This is a genomic window from Mesorhizobium sp. CA10 (genome assembly GCF_020165285.1).
In the GTDB taxonomy this organism is placed as follows: domain Bacteria; phylum Pseudomonadota; class Alphaproteobacteria; order Rhizobiales; family Rhizobiaceae; genus Mesorhizobium.
Window position 1 is genome coordinate 395,071 of record NZ_JAIUHV010000001.1, and the last position, 17,094, is coordinate 412,164.

The 17,094-nt window shown below is 63.1% G+C and carries 14 protein-coding genes and 1 pseudogene; 4 read left to right on the forward strand and 11 right to left on the reverse strand.

Features of this window, described 5'->3' with window-relative positions; all coding sequences use genetic code 11:
- Positions 1–858: 858 nt before the first annotated feature.
- The 8 genes from LB535_RS01900 to LB535_RS01935 all read right to left on the reverse strand — a co-directional run bounded on the left by LB535_RS01900 (position 859) and on the right by LB535_RS01935 (position 12,294).
- Positions 859–1,455, reverse strand: a complete 597-nt coding sequence (locus tag LB535_RS01900; protein ID WP_224630957.1) for a DUF2478 domain-containing protein — start codon at positions 1,453–1,455, stop codon at positions 859–861.
- 132 nt (positions 1,456–1,587) lie between these two features.
- Positions 1,588–1,869: a hypothetical protein gene (locus LB535_RS01905; protein ID WP_224630958.1), complete on the reverse strand. Its 282-nt coding sequence runs from the start codon at positions 1,867–1,869 to the stop codon at positions 1,588–1,590.
- Positions 1,870–1,879: 10 nt separating this feature from the next.
- Positions 1,880–2,779 (reverse strand): peptidylprolyl isomerase, encoded by a 900-nt coding sequence (locus LB535_RS01910; RefSeq protein ID WP_224630959.1) that lies wholly within the window; start codon positions 2,777–2,779, stop codon positions 1,880–1,882.
- A 3-nt stretch (positions 2,780–2,782) separates the two neighbouring features.
- Positions 2,783–3,562 (reverse strand): respiratory nitrate reductase subunit gamma, encoded by a 780-nt coding sequence (narI, locus tag LB535_RS01915; protein ID WP_224630960.1) that lies wholly within the window; start codon positions 3,560–3,562, stop codon positions 2,783–2,785.
- A 12-nt stretch (positions 3,563–3,574) separates the two neighbouring features.
- On the reverse strand, positions 3,575–4,273 hold the full coding sequence (narJ, locus tag LB535_RS01920) for a nitrate reductase molybdenum cofactor assembly chaperone (RefSeq protein WP_224630961.1): 699 nt from the start codon (positions 4,271–4,273) through the stop codon (positions 3,575–3,577).
- Positions 4,273–5,799 (reverse strand): nitrate reductase subunit beta, encoded by a 1,527-nt coding sequence (gene narH, locus LB535_RS01925; RefSeq protein ID WP_224630962.1) that lies wholly within the window; start codon positions 5,797–5,799, stop codon positions 4,273–4,275. The genes narJ and narH overlap by 1 nt, the downstream gene beginning before the upstream one ends.
- Entirely contained in the window at positions 5,796–9,539 is a 3,744-nt protein-coding gene (locus tag LB535_RS01930) for a nitrate reductase subunit alpha (protein ID WP_224630963.1), read from the reverse strand. The genes narH and LB535_RS01930 overlap by 4 nt, the downstream gene beginning before the upstream one ends.
- Positions 9,540–9,552: 13 nt before the next feature.
- Positions 9,553–12,294 carry a nitrate/nitrite transporter gene (locus tag LB535_RS01935; protein WP_224630964.1) on the reverse strand — a complete coding sequence of 914 codons (2,742 nt, stop codon included), beginning with the start codon at positions 12,292–12,294 and terminating at the stop codon, positions 9,553–9,555.
- A 290-nt stretch (positions 12,295–12,584) separates the two neighbouring features.
- Here LB535_RS01935 and LB535_RS28955 point away from each other — a divergent pair, with 290 nt between their 5' ends.
- Together LB535_RS28955 and LB535_RS01945 are read left to right on the forward strand one after the other, a co-directional pair.
- On the forward strand, positions 12,585–13,223 hold the full coding sequence (locus LB535_RS28955) for a hypothetical protein (protein WP_318012250.1): 639 nt from the start codon (positions 12,585–12,587) through the stop codon (positions 13,221–13,223).
- A gap of 30 nt (positions 13,224–13,253) precedes the next feature.
- Positions 13,254–13,844 (forward strand): NAD(P)H-dependent oxidoreductase, encoded by a 591-nt coding sequence (locus LB535_RS01945; protein WP_224631182.1) that lies wholly within the window; start codon positions 13,254–13,256, stop codon positions 13,842–13,844.
- Between the two features lie 78 nt (positions 13,845–13,922).
- On the opposite strand, the pseudogene LB535_RS01950 reads toward LB535_RS01945, so the two are convergent.
- Together LB535_RS01950 and LB535_RS01955 are read right to left on the reverse strand one after the other, a co-directional pair.
- Positions 13,923–14,081: pseudogene (locus LB535_RS01950) on the reverse strand (alcohol dehydrogenase); the annotation flags it as partial.
- Between the two features lie 37 nt (positions 14,082–14,118).
- A complete protein-coding gene (locus tag LB535_RS01955; RefSeq protein ID WP_224631197.1) occupies positions 14,119–14,367 on the reverse strand; it encodes a hypothetical protein in 249 nt (82 codons plus the stop codon).
- 143 nt (positions 14,368–14,510) lie between these two features.
- Here LB535_RS01955 and LB535_RS01960 point away from each other — a divergent pair, with 143 nt between their 5' ends.
- The gene (locus tag LB535_RS01960; RefSeq protein ID WP_224630965.1) at positions 14,511–15,155 is read left to right on the forward strand and encodes a helix-turn-helix domain-containing protein; all 645 of its coding nucleotides are present in this window, start codon (positions 14,511–14,513) and stop codon (positions 15,153–15,155) included.
- A 47-nt stretch (positions 15,156–15,202) separates the two neighbouring features.
- On the forward strand, positions 15,203–15,718 hold the full coding sequence (locus LB535_RS01965; protein WP_224630966.1) for a GNAT family N-acetyltransferase: 516 nt from the start codon (positions 15,203–15,205) through the stop codon (positions 15,716–15,718).
- Between the two features lie 153 nt (positions 15,719–15,871).
- On the opposite strand, the gene LB535_RS01970 is transcribed toward LB535_RS01965, so the two are convergent.
- On the reverse strand, positions 15,872–17,047 hold the full coding sequence (locus LB535_RS01970) for an acetate/propionate family kinase (RefSeq protein WP_224630967.1): 1,176 nt from the start codon (positions 17,045–17,047) through the stop codon (positions 15,872–15,874).
- Positions 17,048–17,094 lie beyond the last annotated feature (47 nt).

A 17,094-nucleotide genomic window follows, 5' to 3' on the forward strand; every position in this document is an offset into this window, starting at 1 on the left:
GTGTTCAATGTTGAAAGCGGAGATAACGGTCCTCCGCTACCACCGTTAACAACACCGAGGCTTCCGAAGCCTCTTGCCCCTCCAGAGCGTCTAATTTCCCCGAATGTTGACGCTCACGCCACCCTGCCGATTGGGGCGGACAGTGACGCAATCAACGGTGGTGTCTCAGTTCGAGATTCGTTGCGAGAACAAGTCATGGCCGCAGTTGGGGCAAACACGGCCCGGAGTGCGGCGGAGATACCAAATGCGCCCCGCGTGGAGGCGCAGGCCACATTGCGGGCAGCGGACAAGCCAGCACGCATAAACGACTAACCCGGCCTGCCCAAAGAAAAATGCCGCAAATGTTTTATGGCCAAAATCGCTGTCAAAAACAGGGATTTCGACAACCACTAGCGCTGCGAATACTAACCAAGCGCCATAATATTTTACTAGCGGGCTCACAAACTGAGACACATACCGCCTCCCGATGTCGCTTGACCCCGGCGCGCGCCAACAGGCTGGAATGAGACCACGGTACAGCGGGGACGCGATGACCGTAAAAGAGGAAGGCCCGCCTGTATAGGCGGGTTTTCTTTCCCGTCGCAGGCACCAATGATTTCACAACGGCCTTGTCAGACTGCGGGCTGTAGCTGCCATCTTGGCTAAAGACAAAATGGCCACTCCCTATGGCTACTCGGCACAGCTTTGACGACTGCAATGGTTGAGGCTCCCAAAAATCCGCCACGCTATCTGCCTGCCACGCCGAACACTATGAAGATCGCCGCTAAAGAAATCAGGACAGACGGGCCGCCGGTTAGATTAATGACGACCACCCAGGCGCCCGTGACCGCGCCGGCAATGACTGAGCGCACAATGATCTCAAGCCACCTCGGCACCGACCGCGCTCCCGCCTGGGGATTGATAAGGGCCGCGAACCGTCAAGCGACAGTCGAGCAGGCGTTCCGAGGCCGCGAACCGATCGGACGGCACGCGAGGCAGTTCGATTTCCTGGGCGAGATCGGCTGCAAATTCGCGGAACGCCGTGAGATTGATGGCGGGAACACCGATCAGCACCGGCACGGAAAGTTCCAGCGCCTTGGCGATCAGGCCCCTGAAGCCACCGCCTTCGACCTCGGTCTTGCCGAATTTGCAGAGAACCAGAAGATCGGTTTTGCCGGACAACCCTGCCTCGGCGGCCTCGCAGGCGCGGAGCAGGCTGTCGGTATTCAGAACGCAGCCTCGGGCATGGGGACCCCGATCGTCGGATATGCCGTGGAGCTTTCCCGAAGCGAGATCCCGCAGATGCATGTCGCATTTCACCCGATCAGGTCTCCTTTCGCTTAGCTGGACAAGTCCGGCCAATCGCATCTCCCGCTCGGCCATGACGGCAGTTGTTTCCTGCAGGAATGCCTCGAACTCCGTGCCGTCTGAATAGACAATCGCGGTGATGGGGCAGTCAGGACGAACGCCCTGCATGGGAATCTCCTTTTGGTTTGATTTTTGTCAGCCGGCAGCGGCCCTGGATCGCCGCAATGCACCGGAATTGAAGGCAAATGCGATGGCTGTGCGTCGCGCCGCACGGCACCTGCGCCGAAGCTGCCGGCACGGTCACGCCTCGACGTCCGGCAGCGTCTTTTCGAGAATCGCGCGCATGGCCGCAAGGCCCGGATCCCGCGCGCGGTTCATGATGCCGATGAGTTGCGTCCAAAGATCGTCGGATGCGGTGTCCACGAAATTGCGAACGGCCGAGCCGACGATATCGGCCGGCGAACGACCGGACGCATCCGCGGCGGCGGCCAGTCGCGCGGCCAAGGCCGGCTCCTCGAACGCCGCGACCATAGCCATGGCCGCTTTCGGATCCTCCAGCGAGGCGATGATATTTCCAAGCATCGCGCCCGCCTCACTGCACCAGTGGCGAGGATGCGCCGTCGATGGCAATCCCGACGATGTCCGCCCGGCCGACAAGCAGCGCGACATATTGCGCCGTCGCCTGCCGGCTCACGTGCTCGGCCAGGTAGGACGCGATGCGTTCGCGCACGTGCTCGAACGGAAGCTGGCGGCCATCGATGCGCCGCGTCAGGCGAATGAGGTGGACGCCGTAACGCGTCTCCACCGGCGAAGAAATCTCACCCGGTGCAAGATCCCCGAGGGCAGCCTCGAATTCCGGCGTCGTGTCGCCGGGTCCGATCTGGCCGAGGCTGCCGCCAACGGTCGCTGATGGACAATCCGAGCAATCCCGCGCCAGCGCCGCGAAACGCTCGGGCGCCGCAGCCAGGCCGGATCTGAGTGACAGTGCCTTTTCACGCGCGGCGGCAAAGGCCTCCTTGTCATCGCGACGAGCCGCTATGAGAATATGATCGGCTTCAAGGAGCGGCGGCGTCACGAAGCGGCGAAGATTGTTCTCGTAGAAGCGCCGCAGCATCTCCTCGTCAGCCTCGGGAACGTGGACCTCGCGCTCGATCAGACCGCGCACCAGCGCGTCTTCGACGGTCTCCCGGCGTCCATCCTGGTCGGTCCGCTGCTCCCCGACGATATCGAGACGCCGGGCCTCTTGCAGGAGCAGCTCGCGAATAACGAGCGCACGGGTCGCGGCACGCCAGCCTTCGCCGGGATTGCGGGCGGGAAAATTCTGCACCTCGGCGGCGATCGCCTTGCGCGATATCGCCACACCATTGACGGTCACCGGCGGCATCGCCACGCGTTCGCGGGACGGCGCCGTGTCGGGAGTCGCGGGCCGGTGTTCGTGCGGATGTTCGGACGATTTGCGCCCGGCCGAATGGTCGATGACGAGGGCGGCCATGGTCTACTCCGCAGGCTGGTGGGAAGGAATGGCGGCGGGCGGCCGCGCCGGCGCGGCGGATCGCACGGCCGGCACCGGCGCGGGCGACCGGCGGGTCGCCAAGCGTGTGCGCACGACCTGGTAGCCGGGACGGCCGAGATACCAGACCGGCGCGCTCCAGACATGAACCAGCCTCGTGAACGGGAAGACCAGGAAGATCGTCATGCCGAGCAGCAGATGCGCCTTGAAGATCGGGTTGACGTCGGCGACATAGGCTGCGGCCGCCGGCTGCAAGGTGAGAATGCCTTGCGCCCAGTTCATGAATTTCACCATCTCGTGGCCGTCCATGTGGCCAAGCGAGACGAAGATGGTCGAAAGACCAAGCGCGAGCTGAACCCAGAGCAGCAGCAAAATCGCGATGTCGCCGGGCGCGGACGTTTTGCGGATGCGGGCATCGAACAGCCGGCGATGGGCAAGAAGCGCGATGCCGATGAAGCAGGCCACACCGGCGATGCCGCCGGCGGTGATGGCAAGACCCTGTTTGAAGCTGTGCGAAACACCGAGCGCATCGAACACCCAGATCGGTGTCAGCAGGCCGACGAAATGGCCGCCGAAGATCGCCAGGACGCCCACATGGAACAGGTTGGAGCCCCAGCGGAGCTGGCGCCGCCGCAGCAGCTGGGAGGAACCCGTCTTCCAGGTGTACTGCTCGCGATCGAAGCGGATCAGGCTGCCGAGCAGGAAGATGGTCAGGCAGAAATAGGGATACCAGCCAAAGAGCGCGTGGTTGATCGTGTCGGACATGGCTTGCCTCCGTCAGGCCGCATTGTTGCGCGCATCGCGATTGGCGGCGCGCATCTGGATTCTCAGCCGGTCGATGGAACAGCCGTCCGTCGCATTTCCGGGACCGAATGCGACCGCGGTCTCTTCCCAGGCGGCGTCGATAGCCGCCAAATCGTCGGGCTCGTCGATTTCGGCAGCGTCCGCGATCGTGGCGGACTTGCCGGCAAGCGAGCATATGGCCGTGAACACGGCGGCATAGCCGCCGTCGCGCTTGGCGAGCCGCTCCTCCAGCAGCGAGAAGATGTGGGCGGCTTCATTGAGCAGGCCGCGCGCCTCTTCGAGCGGACGAGCGGAAAGGAACTCCAGGAAGAGCGGGATGAAGTCGGGCAATTCGTTTGCCGCGACGACAAGCCCGCCACCCCGGTAATGTTCGGCAAGGTCGACCATGGCCTGGCCGCGATCTCGGCTCTCGCCGTGGATGTGTTCGAAGAGATGCAGCGAGTGACGGCGCGTCTTGTCGAACAACTCGACGTAGCGCTCCTGCAGGTCGTAGAGATCCAGTGTGGCCAGATCGGCAAGCAAGGGCTGCAGCCGCCTGCCCGCTTCGTCCGACACCAATCCCTCGGCCGCGATCGCCGCAGCGATTTCAGGGATCGCCGCGCAAAGCTCCTCGCTCGGGTAGGAAAGCAGCGCCGAGAGCGCCTTGAAGGTTCTGTTCGAATGCGGGGCCATCACGCGATCTCCATCGGGTTCGTCGGCCGCTTGGTCTGCTTGGTGCCGAAGAGGTTCGTCTCCGAGGAACCGCCCGAGCAGCCGTTGCCGAACGAGAAGCCGCAGGAGCCGCGCAGGTCCTGCGCGTCCTCGCTCCATTCGCGGTGCGACGTCGGGATGACGAAACGATCCTCGTAGTTGGCGATCGCCATCACCTTGTACATTTCGTCGATGGCCGCGCCCGTCAGGCCGACCCGCGCCGCGATCGACTCGTCGAGGCGGCCGTCGATGGTCTTTGCCCGCATATAGCTGCGCATCGCCAGCATGCGTTCGAGCGCAAGGGCCACGGGCTCCTCATCGCCCGCCGTCAGCAGATTGGCGAGATACTGGAGCGGGATGCGCAGGCTGCGCACGTCGGGCATATCGCCGCCGACACCCATCTTGCCTGCGGCCGCCGCCGATTGGATGGGCGAGAGCGGCGGAACGTACCAGACCATAGGCAGGGTGCGGTACTCCGGATGCAGCGGAAAGGCAATCTTCCAGTCCATCGCCATCTTCCAGACCGGCGACAATTTGGCGGCCGCCAGCCAGTTGTCGGGAATCCCGTCGGCCCGGGCCTGGGCGATAACCGCCGGATCGTTCGGATTGAGGAAGACGTCGAGCTGCGCCTGATAGAGGTCCTTCTCGTTGGGAGTGCTGGCCGCGGCTTCTATACGGTCGGCGTCGTAAAGGATCACGCCGAGATAGCGGATGCGCCCGACGCAGGTTTCCGAGCAGACCGTCGGCTGCCCCGCCTCGATGCGGGGGAAGCAGAAGATGCACTTCTCCGATTTTCCCGACGACCAGTTGTAGTAGATCTTCTTGTAGGGACAGCCGGAGACGCACATGCGCCAGCCGCGGCACTTGTCCTGGTCGATCAGGACGATGCCGTCCTCCTCGCGCTTGTAGATGGCTCCTGACGGGCACACCGCAGCGCAGGTGGGGTTGAGGCAATGCTCGCAGAGCCTAGGCAGGTACATCATGAAGGTGTTTTCGAACTGGCCGTAGATGTCCTTCTGGACGCCCTCGAAGTTCACGTCTTTCGACCGCTTCTCGAACTCGCCGCCGAGGATCTCCTCCCAGTTCGGTCCCCATTCGATCTTCTCCATCCGCTCGCCGGTGATGGCCGAGCGCGGACGGGCCGTGGGGAAAGCCTTGGATTCCTTCGCCGTGTGCAGATGCTGGTAGTCGAAGGTAAACGGTTCGTAATAGTCGTCGATCTCCGGCAAATCGGGGTTCGCAAAGATGTTGGCGAGGATGCGCCACTTGGCGCCCATTTTCGGCTCGATCTTGCCGTTCTGCTTGCGCCGCCAGCCGCCGTTCCATTTCTGCTGGTTCTCCCATTCCTTGGGATAGCCGACGCCCGGCTTGGTCTCGACATTGTTGAACCATGCGTATTCGACGCCTTCCCGATTGGTCCAGACGTTCTTGCAGGTAACGGAGCAAGTGTGACACCCGATGCACTTGTCGAGGTTCAGCACCATCGCGATCTGAGCGCGGATTTTCATTCTGCGGCCTCCTTCGGCGCCTGGGATGCGAGCGGTTCTTCCAGCCAATCGACATTCGTCATCTTGCGGACGACGATGAATTCATCGCGGTTGGAACCGACGGTTCCGTAGTAATTGAAGCCGTAGGACTGCTGGGCGTAGCCGCCGATCATGTGGGTGGGCTTCAGCACCGTTCGGGTGACCGAGTTGTGGATGCCGCCACGATTGCCCGTCATTTCCGATCCGGGCGTGTTCACGATCTTTTCCTGGGCATGATACATCAGCATCATGCCCGGCTTGACGCGCTGGGAGACGACGGCGCGGGCCGTGAGCGCTCCATTGGCGTTGAAGACCTCGACCCAGTCGTTGTCGACGAGGTCAGCGGCCTTGGCGTCGGCCTCGGAAATCCACACCACCGGACCGCCGCGATTGAGCGTCAGCATCAAGAGATTGTCTGAGTAGGTGGAGTGGATGCCCCATTTCTGGTGGGGCGTTATGAAGTTGAGGACGATCTCCTTGTTGCCGTTGGACCTGAGCCCCTTGACGGCGGAAATCGTCTTGAGGTCGACCGGCGGCTTCCACGTGACGAACCCCTCGCCGAATGCCCGCATCCACAGGTGATCCTGATAGAGCTGCTGGCGGCCGGTCAATGTCCGCCAGGGGATCAGTTCGTGGACGTTGGTATAGCCGGCGTTGTAGCAGACCTTCTCGCTTTCGATGCCGGACCATGTCGGCGAAGAGATGATCTTGCGCGGCTGCGCCTGGATATCGCGAAAGCGGATCTTCTCGTCTTCCTTCGGCAAGGCAAGGTGGCCATGCTCCCTGCCGGTGATTTCCGACAGGGCTTCCCAGGCCTTGATCGCCACCTCGCCATTGGTCTCCGGCGCCAGCGTCAGAATGACCTCGCCGGCATCGATGTCGGTCTCGATCTTGGGCTGGCCCTTGGCCGCGCCGCTGAGATGGATGCCGTTCAACGCGCCAAGCGCCTCGACTTCGTGCTTGGTGTTCCACGCGATGCCCTTGCCTCCATTGCCGACTTTCGTCATCAGCGGGCCAAGCGCCGTGAACTGGGCGTAGAGATTGGGATAGTCGCGAGTGACGAGCGTCACCGACGGCATCGTCCTGCCAGGAACCGGCTCGACTTCGCCCAGTTTCCAGTCCTTGACATCGAGGGCCTGGGCAATCTCGGCCGGGCTGTCGTGTTGGATAGGCGAAAGAACCACATCCTGCTCGATGCCCAGGACCTCGGGCGCGACTTCGGAGAAGCTCTTGGCGAGCCCCTTGTAAATCTCCCAGTCGGAACGCGCCTCCCAGGCCGGATCCACCGCCGCCGAGAGCGGATGGATGAAGGGATGCATGTCGGACGTGTTGAGGTCGTTCTTCTCGTACCAGGTGGCCGTCGGCAGCACGATGTCCGAGTAGACGCAGGTGGTCGACATGCGGAAGTCGAGCGTCACCAGCAGGTCGAGCTTTCCTTGCGGCGCGGTCTCGTGCCAGACGACTTCCGTGTTGCGGACCGCTCCTTCCGGCCCGAGGTCCTTGCCCATCACGCCATGCGTCGTGCCCAGCAGATGCTTGAGGAAATATTCATGTCCCTTGCCCGACGAGCCGAGCAGGTTTGAACGCCAGACGAACATGTTGCGCGGCCAGTTGGCGGGATCGTCCGGGTCGTGGCAGGACAGTTCCAGCTCGCCGGATTTCAGCGCCTTGGCGACGTAATCCTTTGGCTCAAGGCCGGCGGCCTTGGCCTGGGTGGCGATCGTCAGAGGATTCTGCTTGAGCTGCGGCGCCGAGGGCAGCCAGCCCATGCGTTCGGCGCGGACATTGTAGTCGATGAAGCTCTTGTTCCAGTCCCCCTCCGGCGCCGTCGGCGACAGTATTTCCGCGGCCGTGAGCGTCTCGTAGCGCCACTGGTCGGTCTGAGCATAGAAGAAGGAGGTCGAGTTCATGTGCCGGGGCGGCCGGTTCCAGTCGAGCGCGAACGCAAGCGGCGTCCAGCCGGTCTGCGGCCGCAGCTTCTCCTGCCCGACATAGTGTGACCAGCCGCCACCCGACTGGCCGATGGCGCCACAGAACACCAGGAGATTGATGATCCCCCGGTAAGTCATGTCCATATGGTACCAATGATTGACGCCGGCGCCGAGGATCACCATCGAGCGGCCGTTGGTCTTTTCCGCGTTGGTGGCGAACTCGCGTGCGACGGTGACGATCGCATCGCGTTTCACACCGGTGACGCGCTCCGCCCAGGCCGGCGTGAACGGCACATCGTCGTCGTAGCTGCTGGCCGTGTGATCGCCGCCAAAGCCGCGGTCGAGGCCATAATTGGCCATCATCAGATCGTGCACGGTGGCGACCGCCACTGTCGAGCCGTCGCCCAGCTTGATCCGCCGAACCGGCAGATTGCGGGTGAGGATTTCACCGTGATCGGTCGAGACGAAATGTTCGGTGGCGCGACCGCCGAAATAGGGAAAATCGACAGCCGCGATCTCGGCCTTCTTGCCGGCAAGCGTCAGCTTGAGGCGGACGTCCTGGCCCTTGCCGTCCTTCTCCTCGAGGTTCCATTTTGCGTTCTCGCCCCAGCGATAGCCGATCGAGCCGCGCGGAGCCACGAGAGCGTTCGTGTTGTCGTCGATCGCGACCGTCTTCCAATCCGGATTGTTGGTTTCGCCCAGGCCGCCGGCTATTTCGGAGGCGCGAAGCAGCCGTTCGGGGACGAGGCGGCAGTCGCGTTCGGTCAGGCGAACCAGGAATGGCAAGTCGGTGTATTTGCGGGCGTAGTCGTCGAAATAGGGCACCGTGCGATCGAGATAATATTCCCGAAGGATGACATGCCCCATCGCCAGCGCCAGCGCGGCGTCCGTTCCTTGCTTGGGGTTGAGCCAGATATCGGCAAACTTGGTCGCCTCGGCGTAATCCGGGCTGACGACCGCGCTCTTGGTGCCTTTGTAACGGACCTCGGTATAGAAGTGCGCGTCGGGCGTGCGCGTCTGCGGCACGTTGGAACCCCAGACGATGATGAAGCCGGCATTGTACCAGTCGGCGCTCTCGGGAACGTCGGTCTGCTCGCCCCATGTCTGCGGGCTCGCCGGCGGCAGGTCGCAGTACCAGTCGTAGAACGACATGCACACGCCGCCGATCAGCGACAGATAGCGCGAGCCCGCCGCATAGGAGACCATCGACATGGCAGGGATCGGCGAGAAGCCGATGACGCGGTCGGGACCATGGGTCTTCACCGTATAGGCATTGGCCGCCGCGATGAGCTCGTTCACCTCGTCCCAGGTTGCGCGCACGAAACCGCCATGGCCGCGGATCGAGATGTAGGACTGGCGCTTTTCCGTTTCCTCGACGATGGAGGCCCAGGCCGCGACGGGCGGCATCTTGGCGCGGGCGGCCCGCCACAGCTTCAAAAGCCGGCCGCGGATCATCGGGTATTTCACTCGAGCGCCGGAATAGAGATACCAGCTGTAGGAGGCGCCGCGGGCGCAGCCGCGAGGCTCGTGATTGGGCAGGTCGGGCCGTGTGCGCGGATAATCGGTCTGCTGCGTCTCCCAGGTGACGATGCCGCCCTTGACGTAGATCTTCCACGAGCAGGAGCCGGTGCAATTCACGCCGTGGGTGGAGCGCACGATCTTGTCGTGCTGCCAACGCTTGCGGTAGCCGTCTTCCCAGGAGCGGTCCTCATTGGTCACGATCCCATGGCCGTCGGAGAAGGTGCCGACGGTCTTGCGGAAGAAGGTTAGCCGGTCGAGAAAATGCGACATTGTTTGCCCCTGGTTATTCGGCTGCGGCCGTATGGACGGGCGCGCCGCGCCTGGCGCGCTCGATGGCGTGGAGAAGGCCGCCTTTGCGGGTATAGACAGCCCAGGTGATGGCAAGGCAGCTCACATAGAAAAGCAGGAACGCCCACAACGCGGCGTTCGGCGAGCCCGTGAGCGCGATCGAGCTGCCGTAGCTCTTCGGAATGAAGAATGCGCCGAAGGCGGCGATCGCCGAGGTGAAGCCGGTGATGGCGGCCGACTCCTTCTCCGCCTGCTGGCGGCGCGCCTCAGCGTTGGCCTTGGGAAACAAGCGGCCCATCTCCTTGGCCATGATCACCGGGATCATCTGGAAGGTGGAGGCGTTGCCGACGCCGGTGGCGAAGAACAGGAGCAGGAAGGAAGCGAAGAAGCCCGTGAACGCGCCCGGCTGATCCTTGATGCCGATGAACCACAAGACGCCGCAGACGCCTGCGATCATCACGACAAAGGCCCAGAAGGTGACGCGTGCGCCGCCATATCTATCCGCAAGCCAGCCCGTGCCTGAGCGCGAGAGAGCGCCGACGAGCGGGCCGAGGAAGGCGAACTGGAGCGCGTTGACGTCCGGAAACAGCATCTTCGAAAGCAGCGGGAAGCCGGCCGAATACCCGATGAAGGATCCGAAAGTACCGGTGTAAAGCCAGGCCATGATCCAGTTGTGACGGCGCTGGAAGATCACGGCCTGCTCGCTGAAGGACGCCTTGGCCGAAGCGATGTCGTTCATGCCGAACCAGGCGGCAAAAGCCGAGAGCACGATAAACGGGACGAAAACGAAGCCGGCATTCTGCAGCCAGAGGGGCGCATCGCCGGCCGGGCCTTTGACCATGGCCGGATCGCCGCCGAGCCAGCCGAATATCCCGGTGGCGATCGCCAGCGGCACCACGAACTGGACGACGCTGACGCCGAGATTGCCGAGCCCGGCGTTGAGCGCCAGCGCGTTTCCCTTCTCTGCCTTCGGGAAGAAGAAGGAGATGTTGGCCATGGAGGAAGCGAAGTTGCCGCCGCCGAAGCCGCACAGCAGCGCCAGGATCAGCAGCACGACATAAGGCGTGTCCGGGTTCTGCACCGCATAGCCGATGCCGACCGCCGGTATGACGAGCGACCAGGTGGTAAGCGTCGTCCACAGCCTGCCGCCGAAGATCGGCACCATGAAGGAATAGAAGATGCGCAGGGTCGCCCCTGAAATCCCCGGCAGGGCGGCGAGCCAGAACAACTGGTCGGTGGTGAAGGTGAAGCCGACCAGCGGAAGCTTGGCGACCACGACCGACCACACCTGCCAGATGGCGAAGGAAAGCAGCAGCGCCGGGATCGACAGCCACAGATTGCGCTTGGCGATGCGGCGGCCGGTTTCAGCCCAGAAGGTCTTGTCCTCCGGATGCCAGTCGGCAAGGGCGCCGCCCGTTCGGGTCTTTGCCACCGGCTCCGGCATTTGCTGCATTTCGGGGAACGGCGGCAGCTTGGCGAGGGCCTCGCCGACGGTTCCGCGCTCCATCTGGCGGATGGCCATATGCATCCAGAGCAGCGCGCCGGAGACCAGCAGGAAGAGCGCCATGAAGCAGCTGGTCCAGAGGCCGGTCAGGTCGAGCAGCAAGCCGAAGAGGATCGGCAGCACGAAGCCGCCGAGACCGCCGATCATGCCGACCAGTCCGCCGACCGAACCGACATGGTCGGGATAATAGACCGGAATGTGCTTGTAGACGGCGGCCTTGCCGAGCGCCATGAAGAAGCCGAGCACGAAGATCGTGACGATGAAGCCGAAAAGGCCCATCTCGATATGGAAGGAGGTCGCCGTGCCGTTGACGCCGTGCACGATATAGTCGGTCGGCGGATAGGACAGGACGAAGGTCGCCACGACCGACACGAAGAAGGTCCAATAGAGCACGCGGCGCGCGCCGAAGCTGTCCGAGAGGTGTCCGCCATAGGCGCGGAACACGCTCGCCGGCACCGAGAAGAAGGCGGCGATCATGCCGGCCGTCTTGATGTCGAGACCGTAGACATTGATGAGATATTGCGGCAGCCAGAGCGCGAGCGCGACGAAGGCGCCGAACACGAAGAAATAGTAGAGCGCGAAACGCCAGATCTGGACGTTCTTCAGAGGCTCTAGCTCGAGCCAGGCGCTTTTCGGCTTGATGCCCGAGCGCCGGCGTTCGACGACGACCGGGTCGTCAGCCGTGGTGAACCAGAAGATGGCGGCCATGACGACGAGAGCAGCCGCCCAGACCTGCGCCACGGCCTGCCATCCGAAGGCGACAAGCACGAAGGGGGCGAGGAATTTGGTGACCGCTGCACCGACATTGCCGGCGCCGAAGACACCGAGCGCCGTGCCTTGCCTTTGCGGCGGGAACCAGCGCGAGACATAGGCGACGCCGACCGAAAAGGAGCCGCCGGCGATGCCGACGCCGAGAGCCGCGACCAGCATCTGCGGATAGGTGTGAGCATAGGACAGCAGGAAGGTCGCGACCGCGGCCGCGAGCATGTTCGCCGTGAAGACGAACCGTCCGCCGTAGCGGTCGGTCCAGATGCCGAGCGCGACCCTAAGCAGGGAGCCGGTCAGGATGGGCGTGCCGACAAGCAGGCCGAACTGCGTCTCGCTGAGGCCGAGTTCCTGGCGGATGCGAATGCCGATGATGGAGAAGATGGTCCAGACCGCGAAGCAGACCGTAAATGCGGCCGTGCTTGCGCCTAATATTTGACCAGACTTCCGATTCAAAGCCGTCTGCATTGGCGGGTGTCTCCTTGGAGGCGGAGCAATGAAATTCATGCCGGATTGAATTGCTTCATCGGCTGGTTGCGGCATTGATCAGGATCAATCCTGGCGACGATTTCCCAGTCACGAGGCGGTTGGGTTGCTTTGAAGTCCTCGACGAGCCTGTAGTGGAGCAGATGCCAGTTCGTGGTCGGACAGCGGTCGGAATTCACGCGGCGAAGCCTAGCCCGAGAAACACGCCTCCTCTTTGCGCTGACACAAAGACATCTCGGTCGAGAATAAGTGGAGTCGCAATCTCATATTCCGTGGTCGCTGATCGAAGAATATCGCTGCCCCTCATCGACCTGCTGCGCGCCGCGATGCTGACGATGGCGGTCCTTTGGCGCTCTGTGCTGGCAAGCGACGGGGATCTAAGCGAGGCCGCTGCCCAGCGGGTGCTCGCCCTATCCTTTGTCGGGCTGACGATGACGCCCGCCCCATCAGACCAGGATCCGTTTGACCTTGGTCAAGGCCAACCTCCAGCCGCCGCGATAGGAATGCGGTCAAAGGAGCTTGCTATGACCACTTTGCACGACCTCACCCCGAAGTTCAGGAACATCCGCCTGCTTCTCGCTCGGGAGAAAGGTCATCCTCAGGGAGACCACCAAACCGGCTATGATGTGCTGGCCCCTCTCACCGGCGAGGGACGGCTGGACGCGGAAGAATGGAAGGCGCACCGGGCGGTCTGCCGTGTCCGCCGTTTCCGTGCCGGCGAAGACGATCTTGTCGGCCGCCTTCGCCGCAAGCCGGGCGGCCAGTGGTATTTCGACTATGCCGAGGGCGACCGCGACGACGAGGTTGGCTTTCATCTCGGTGAGGAGCGCTTCATCGTCGGCGAATATATTTCCATAAGGCGCAACGGGGCCATGCACACTTATCAAGTGACCCGGGTCGAGCAGCCATAAATAGCTCTCTCGAAGCCGGCCGGAGGCATGATGTCACGCCGCATACTTATTCTCATCGGGCATCCCGACCCGTCCCCCGACAGGCTCTGCCGCGCCTTGGCCTCGGCATATGCTGAAGCCGCGGAGAGTGCGGGCCATGCCGTCCGCAAGATCGATCTGGCCTCGCTGGACATTCCGTTCCTTCGGACGATGCAGGAGTTCGAGCACGGATCGATCCCCGACAGCCTCAGGGAGGCGGCCGACGCAGTCGTGTGGGCGGAGCATCTCGTCTTCGTCTTCCCGCTTTGGCTGGGCACCGTGCCGGCAATGCTGAAAGCGTTCCTAGAGCAGGTCATGCGGCCGGGCACGGCATTCGCCTATCCGGAACAGGGTGAGGGTTTCGCGAAATCCTTGCTGCGCGGCCGCTCCGCCCGCCTGATCGTGACGATGGGAATGCCCGCGGCCGTCTACCGGATCTGGTTTCTCAGCCATGGAATTGCCGGCATGCGGCGCGGCATCCTCAACTTTGTCGGGATCAGGCCCGTACGCGAAACATTGCTCGGCATGGTCGCGAACGCCAGCGACGTGAAACGGGCGAGCTGGCTAGAGCAGATGCAGCGGCTCGGCGCGCGCGCCGTCTAGAGCATGATGCCGAAAAGTGTGGAGGGATTGTCGGACGACATCACGTTCTATCTCTTTGATCTAGAGCCGGCCGGACCGTCATGGCCGCAGGACGGCGGCGCCGCTCAACCTGCCCATTCGCAAATCATCCAGCGCCTGGTTTGCCTGCTCAACCCGATAGACCTTTGCACGCGTGCGCACCTGAGCGCGCTGCGCTATCGGAAAGAACTCCTCCGCGTCGCGGCGCGTGAGATTCGCGCAACGGCAACGGAACGCGCCGGTCCGGCGTCCGTTCCTAGCGCGAGTGCCTGACCTTGACCGGGTGCGGCCGTGCGTGACGGCCAAGACCGTAGTCCGCCGAAGCGTCGTTGCGCTTCCCAGCGGAAAGCACTTCGAGATAAAGGCCTGCTGCGGCAAGATGGGCCAGGCCCAGTATTCCAGCCCAGATTTCGATCATGTCGGAAGTCATGTTCAGGCACCCCAGGTTGATTGGTTCGACCGGATGATCGCCGAACCAATTCATCCGGGCCTTGATCGTGGTCAATCGCACAGGACGAAAGCCTCGCCGGTGCTCGATCTGGTGATTTCGGGACAGTCCTACGTAGTTTCCCGTAGGGAGATAACCGAATTTCGACGTGGCTGGATTTGCGCGATTGCTGTTGTCGCAGATTCACCGAGACTACAGCCATGCACGCTCAAGCTTCCGCCAAGATCGAACTGCAGTCCTATCTCTCCCATCAGAGCCCTGCGTCCGTCTTTGAAGGGTCGACGACGCCGGTCAGCTTCTTCCCGTCAGGGGCCGAAATCTACGCCCAGGGCGAAAAGGCCGGCGCTCTCTACCAGGTCGAATTCGGCGCCGTGCGTATCTATCGCCTGCTCGCCGACGGCCGCAGACAGATCAGCGCGTTCCATCTGGCAGGAGAAACCTTCGGCTTCGAGGCCGACGCCACGCATCACTTCTTCGCCGAAGCCATCAGCGCGACCGGCGTCCGGGTCCATCGCACTCCCTCGGGCATGGACATGTCGCGCCAGCTCCTGCCTCTCGCGCTCAAAGGCCTGACCAGGGCGCAGGAACATCTTCTGGTGCTTGGCCGGCAGAACGCCATCGAGCGTGTCGCAGCATTCCTCATCGAGATGTCGGAGCGCCAGGGCGGGTTGCGGCAGGTGGAACTGCCGATGTCGCGCAACGACATCGGCGATTATCTCGGCCTCACCATCGAAACCGTCTCGCGGGTTTTCACCCGCCTGAAGGAGAAAGGCGTGATCCGCCTGCTCAGCCTGCGCAGCATCGAAATTCTCAAGCGCGAGACACTGCTGGCGATGGGGGAATGAGGCCATTCGGGCCAATCGCCCGCTCCTCAATCCTGAAAGGGACGACGATGAAAACCACGCTTGCAACCCATAGCGGATTTCGCTTCGAAGTGCGCCGTGCGCGCCCTGACGATGAGCCGCTTGTCGCAGAGTTCTTCACCCATGTGACGCCGGAGGATATGCGCTTCCGCTTCCTCGGCGCTGTGCGGGAAGTGTCGCATGAGCGCCTGGTGGCGATGACCCGTTCCGACGATCCGCATATCCATAATTTTCTCGCCTTCTCGACCGACGGAATGCTGATCGCGGTGGCGACGCTCGCCGCCGATCCGGCCGACAGGCTGGCGAGGTCGCCATCTGCATTCGCGAGGACCGTAAGCATCTCGGCGTCGGCTGGGAATTTCTCGGCTATATCGCGCACTATGCCGACGACCATGGGCATCGAGACGCTCGAGTCGATCGAAAGCCGCGAGAACCGTGCGGCGATCGAGCTTGAGCGCGAGATGGGCTTCACTGTCGCGACGGTTCCCGACGATCCGACGCTTGTCCTGGTCCAGCGGAAGCTCGGCGCCACGTTGGCGGATTAAGATCCTGCCATTTCCAGCCGTATGGGAGCCGCTACACGGTCGTGGAGATCGGCAGCGGGCGCAAATGGCTGCCTCCGAGGGATCGGCCATCCACCTCAATCGACAGCTCAGGCATGCGAGGGGCGTTCCACCAATGAGCGGAGACTGTTCCGCTCAGGCCGTTTCGACGCCGAGCAGTTCTGCCGCCACCGCTCGTTCTTCGTCGGCCGGAATGACAAGCACATCGACACGGGAACTCGCGGCACTCACAAGGTCTTCGCCGCTGCTATTCAAACCGTCATCCATAGCGGCGCCCAACCATGCGGCAGCCTCGCATATCCGCCGCCGGATCGCCGGCGCATGCTCGCCGATGCCGGCGGTGAACACCAGCGTGTCGAGCCCGCCCAGCGCAGCCGTCAGTGATCCGATCTCTCGCCCGACCCGATAGACGAACAGATCGACAGCGCGCATTGCCGCCGGGTCGTTCGACGCCAGCAACGTCTGCATGTTTCCCGAGATGCCAGATACGCCGAGAAGCCCGGACTTCTCGTAAAGCAAGGTGGACAGTTCGTCGGAGGACAGCTTCCTGTCTTGCAGAAGGTGCAGGAGGACGCCCGGATCGAGCGCGCCGCAACGCGTGCTCATGACCAGGCCGTCGAGCGTCGAGAAACCCATGGTGGTGGCCTGGCTTACCCCTGCCTTCATCGCGCAAAGGCTCGCGCCGCTGCCAAGATGGGCGACGACGGCGCGGCCACCCGCGCCGGCGCCGTAATGCCTGCGGAGCTCGTTGGCGATATGGCTGTAGGAGAGCCCGTGGAACCCAAAGGACACCATGCCCTGCTCCGACATCTCGTGCGGCAGGCCATACAGTCTTGCGATCTGAGGCTGCGTGACGTGAAAGGCGGTATCGAAGCAGCCGACCTGCACGGCGCCGGGCAAAAGACGGTGGGCCAGATCGACGAGTTCCAGGTTGATCGCCTGATGAATCGGAGCGAGCGGCTCGAGCTTGTGCAAGGCATCGAGCGTGGCCTGGTCAAGCAGCGTTGCGCGGGCAAACTCCCGACCGCCATGGACGATGCGATGCCCGACCCTGCTCACGCGGCGCAACAGGCCGCGGTCCGTCAGATAGGACGCAACGGCTTCGAATGCCTCGCCGACGGAGATCGCTCGTTCGCCGAGGCTCCTGTCGAACGGCGGCGTCGTTGCGGTCGGCGCGACATGGAGTCTGGGCCGCTCGCCGATCGACGAGACGCTGCCACGCATCAGCAGATGAAGCTCGCGGCGTCCTTGAAAAGCGGCGAACTTCAGGCTCGATGAGCCGCCATTGAGGACAAGGATGACATCAGTCATGTCCGACCGTTCCAGCCACTTTTGTGGGTTGGATCCTGTCGGCCTGG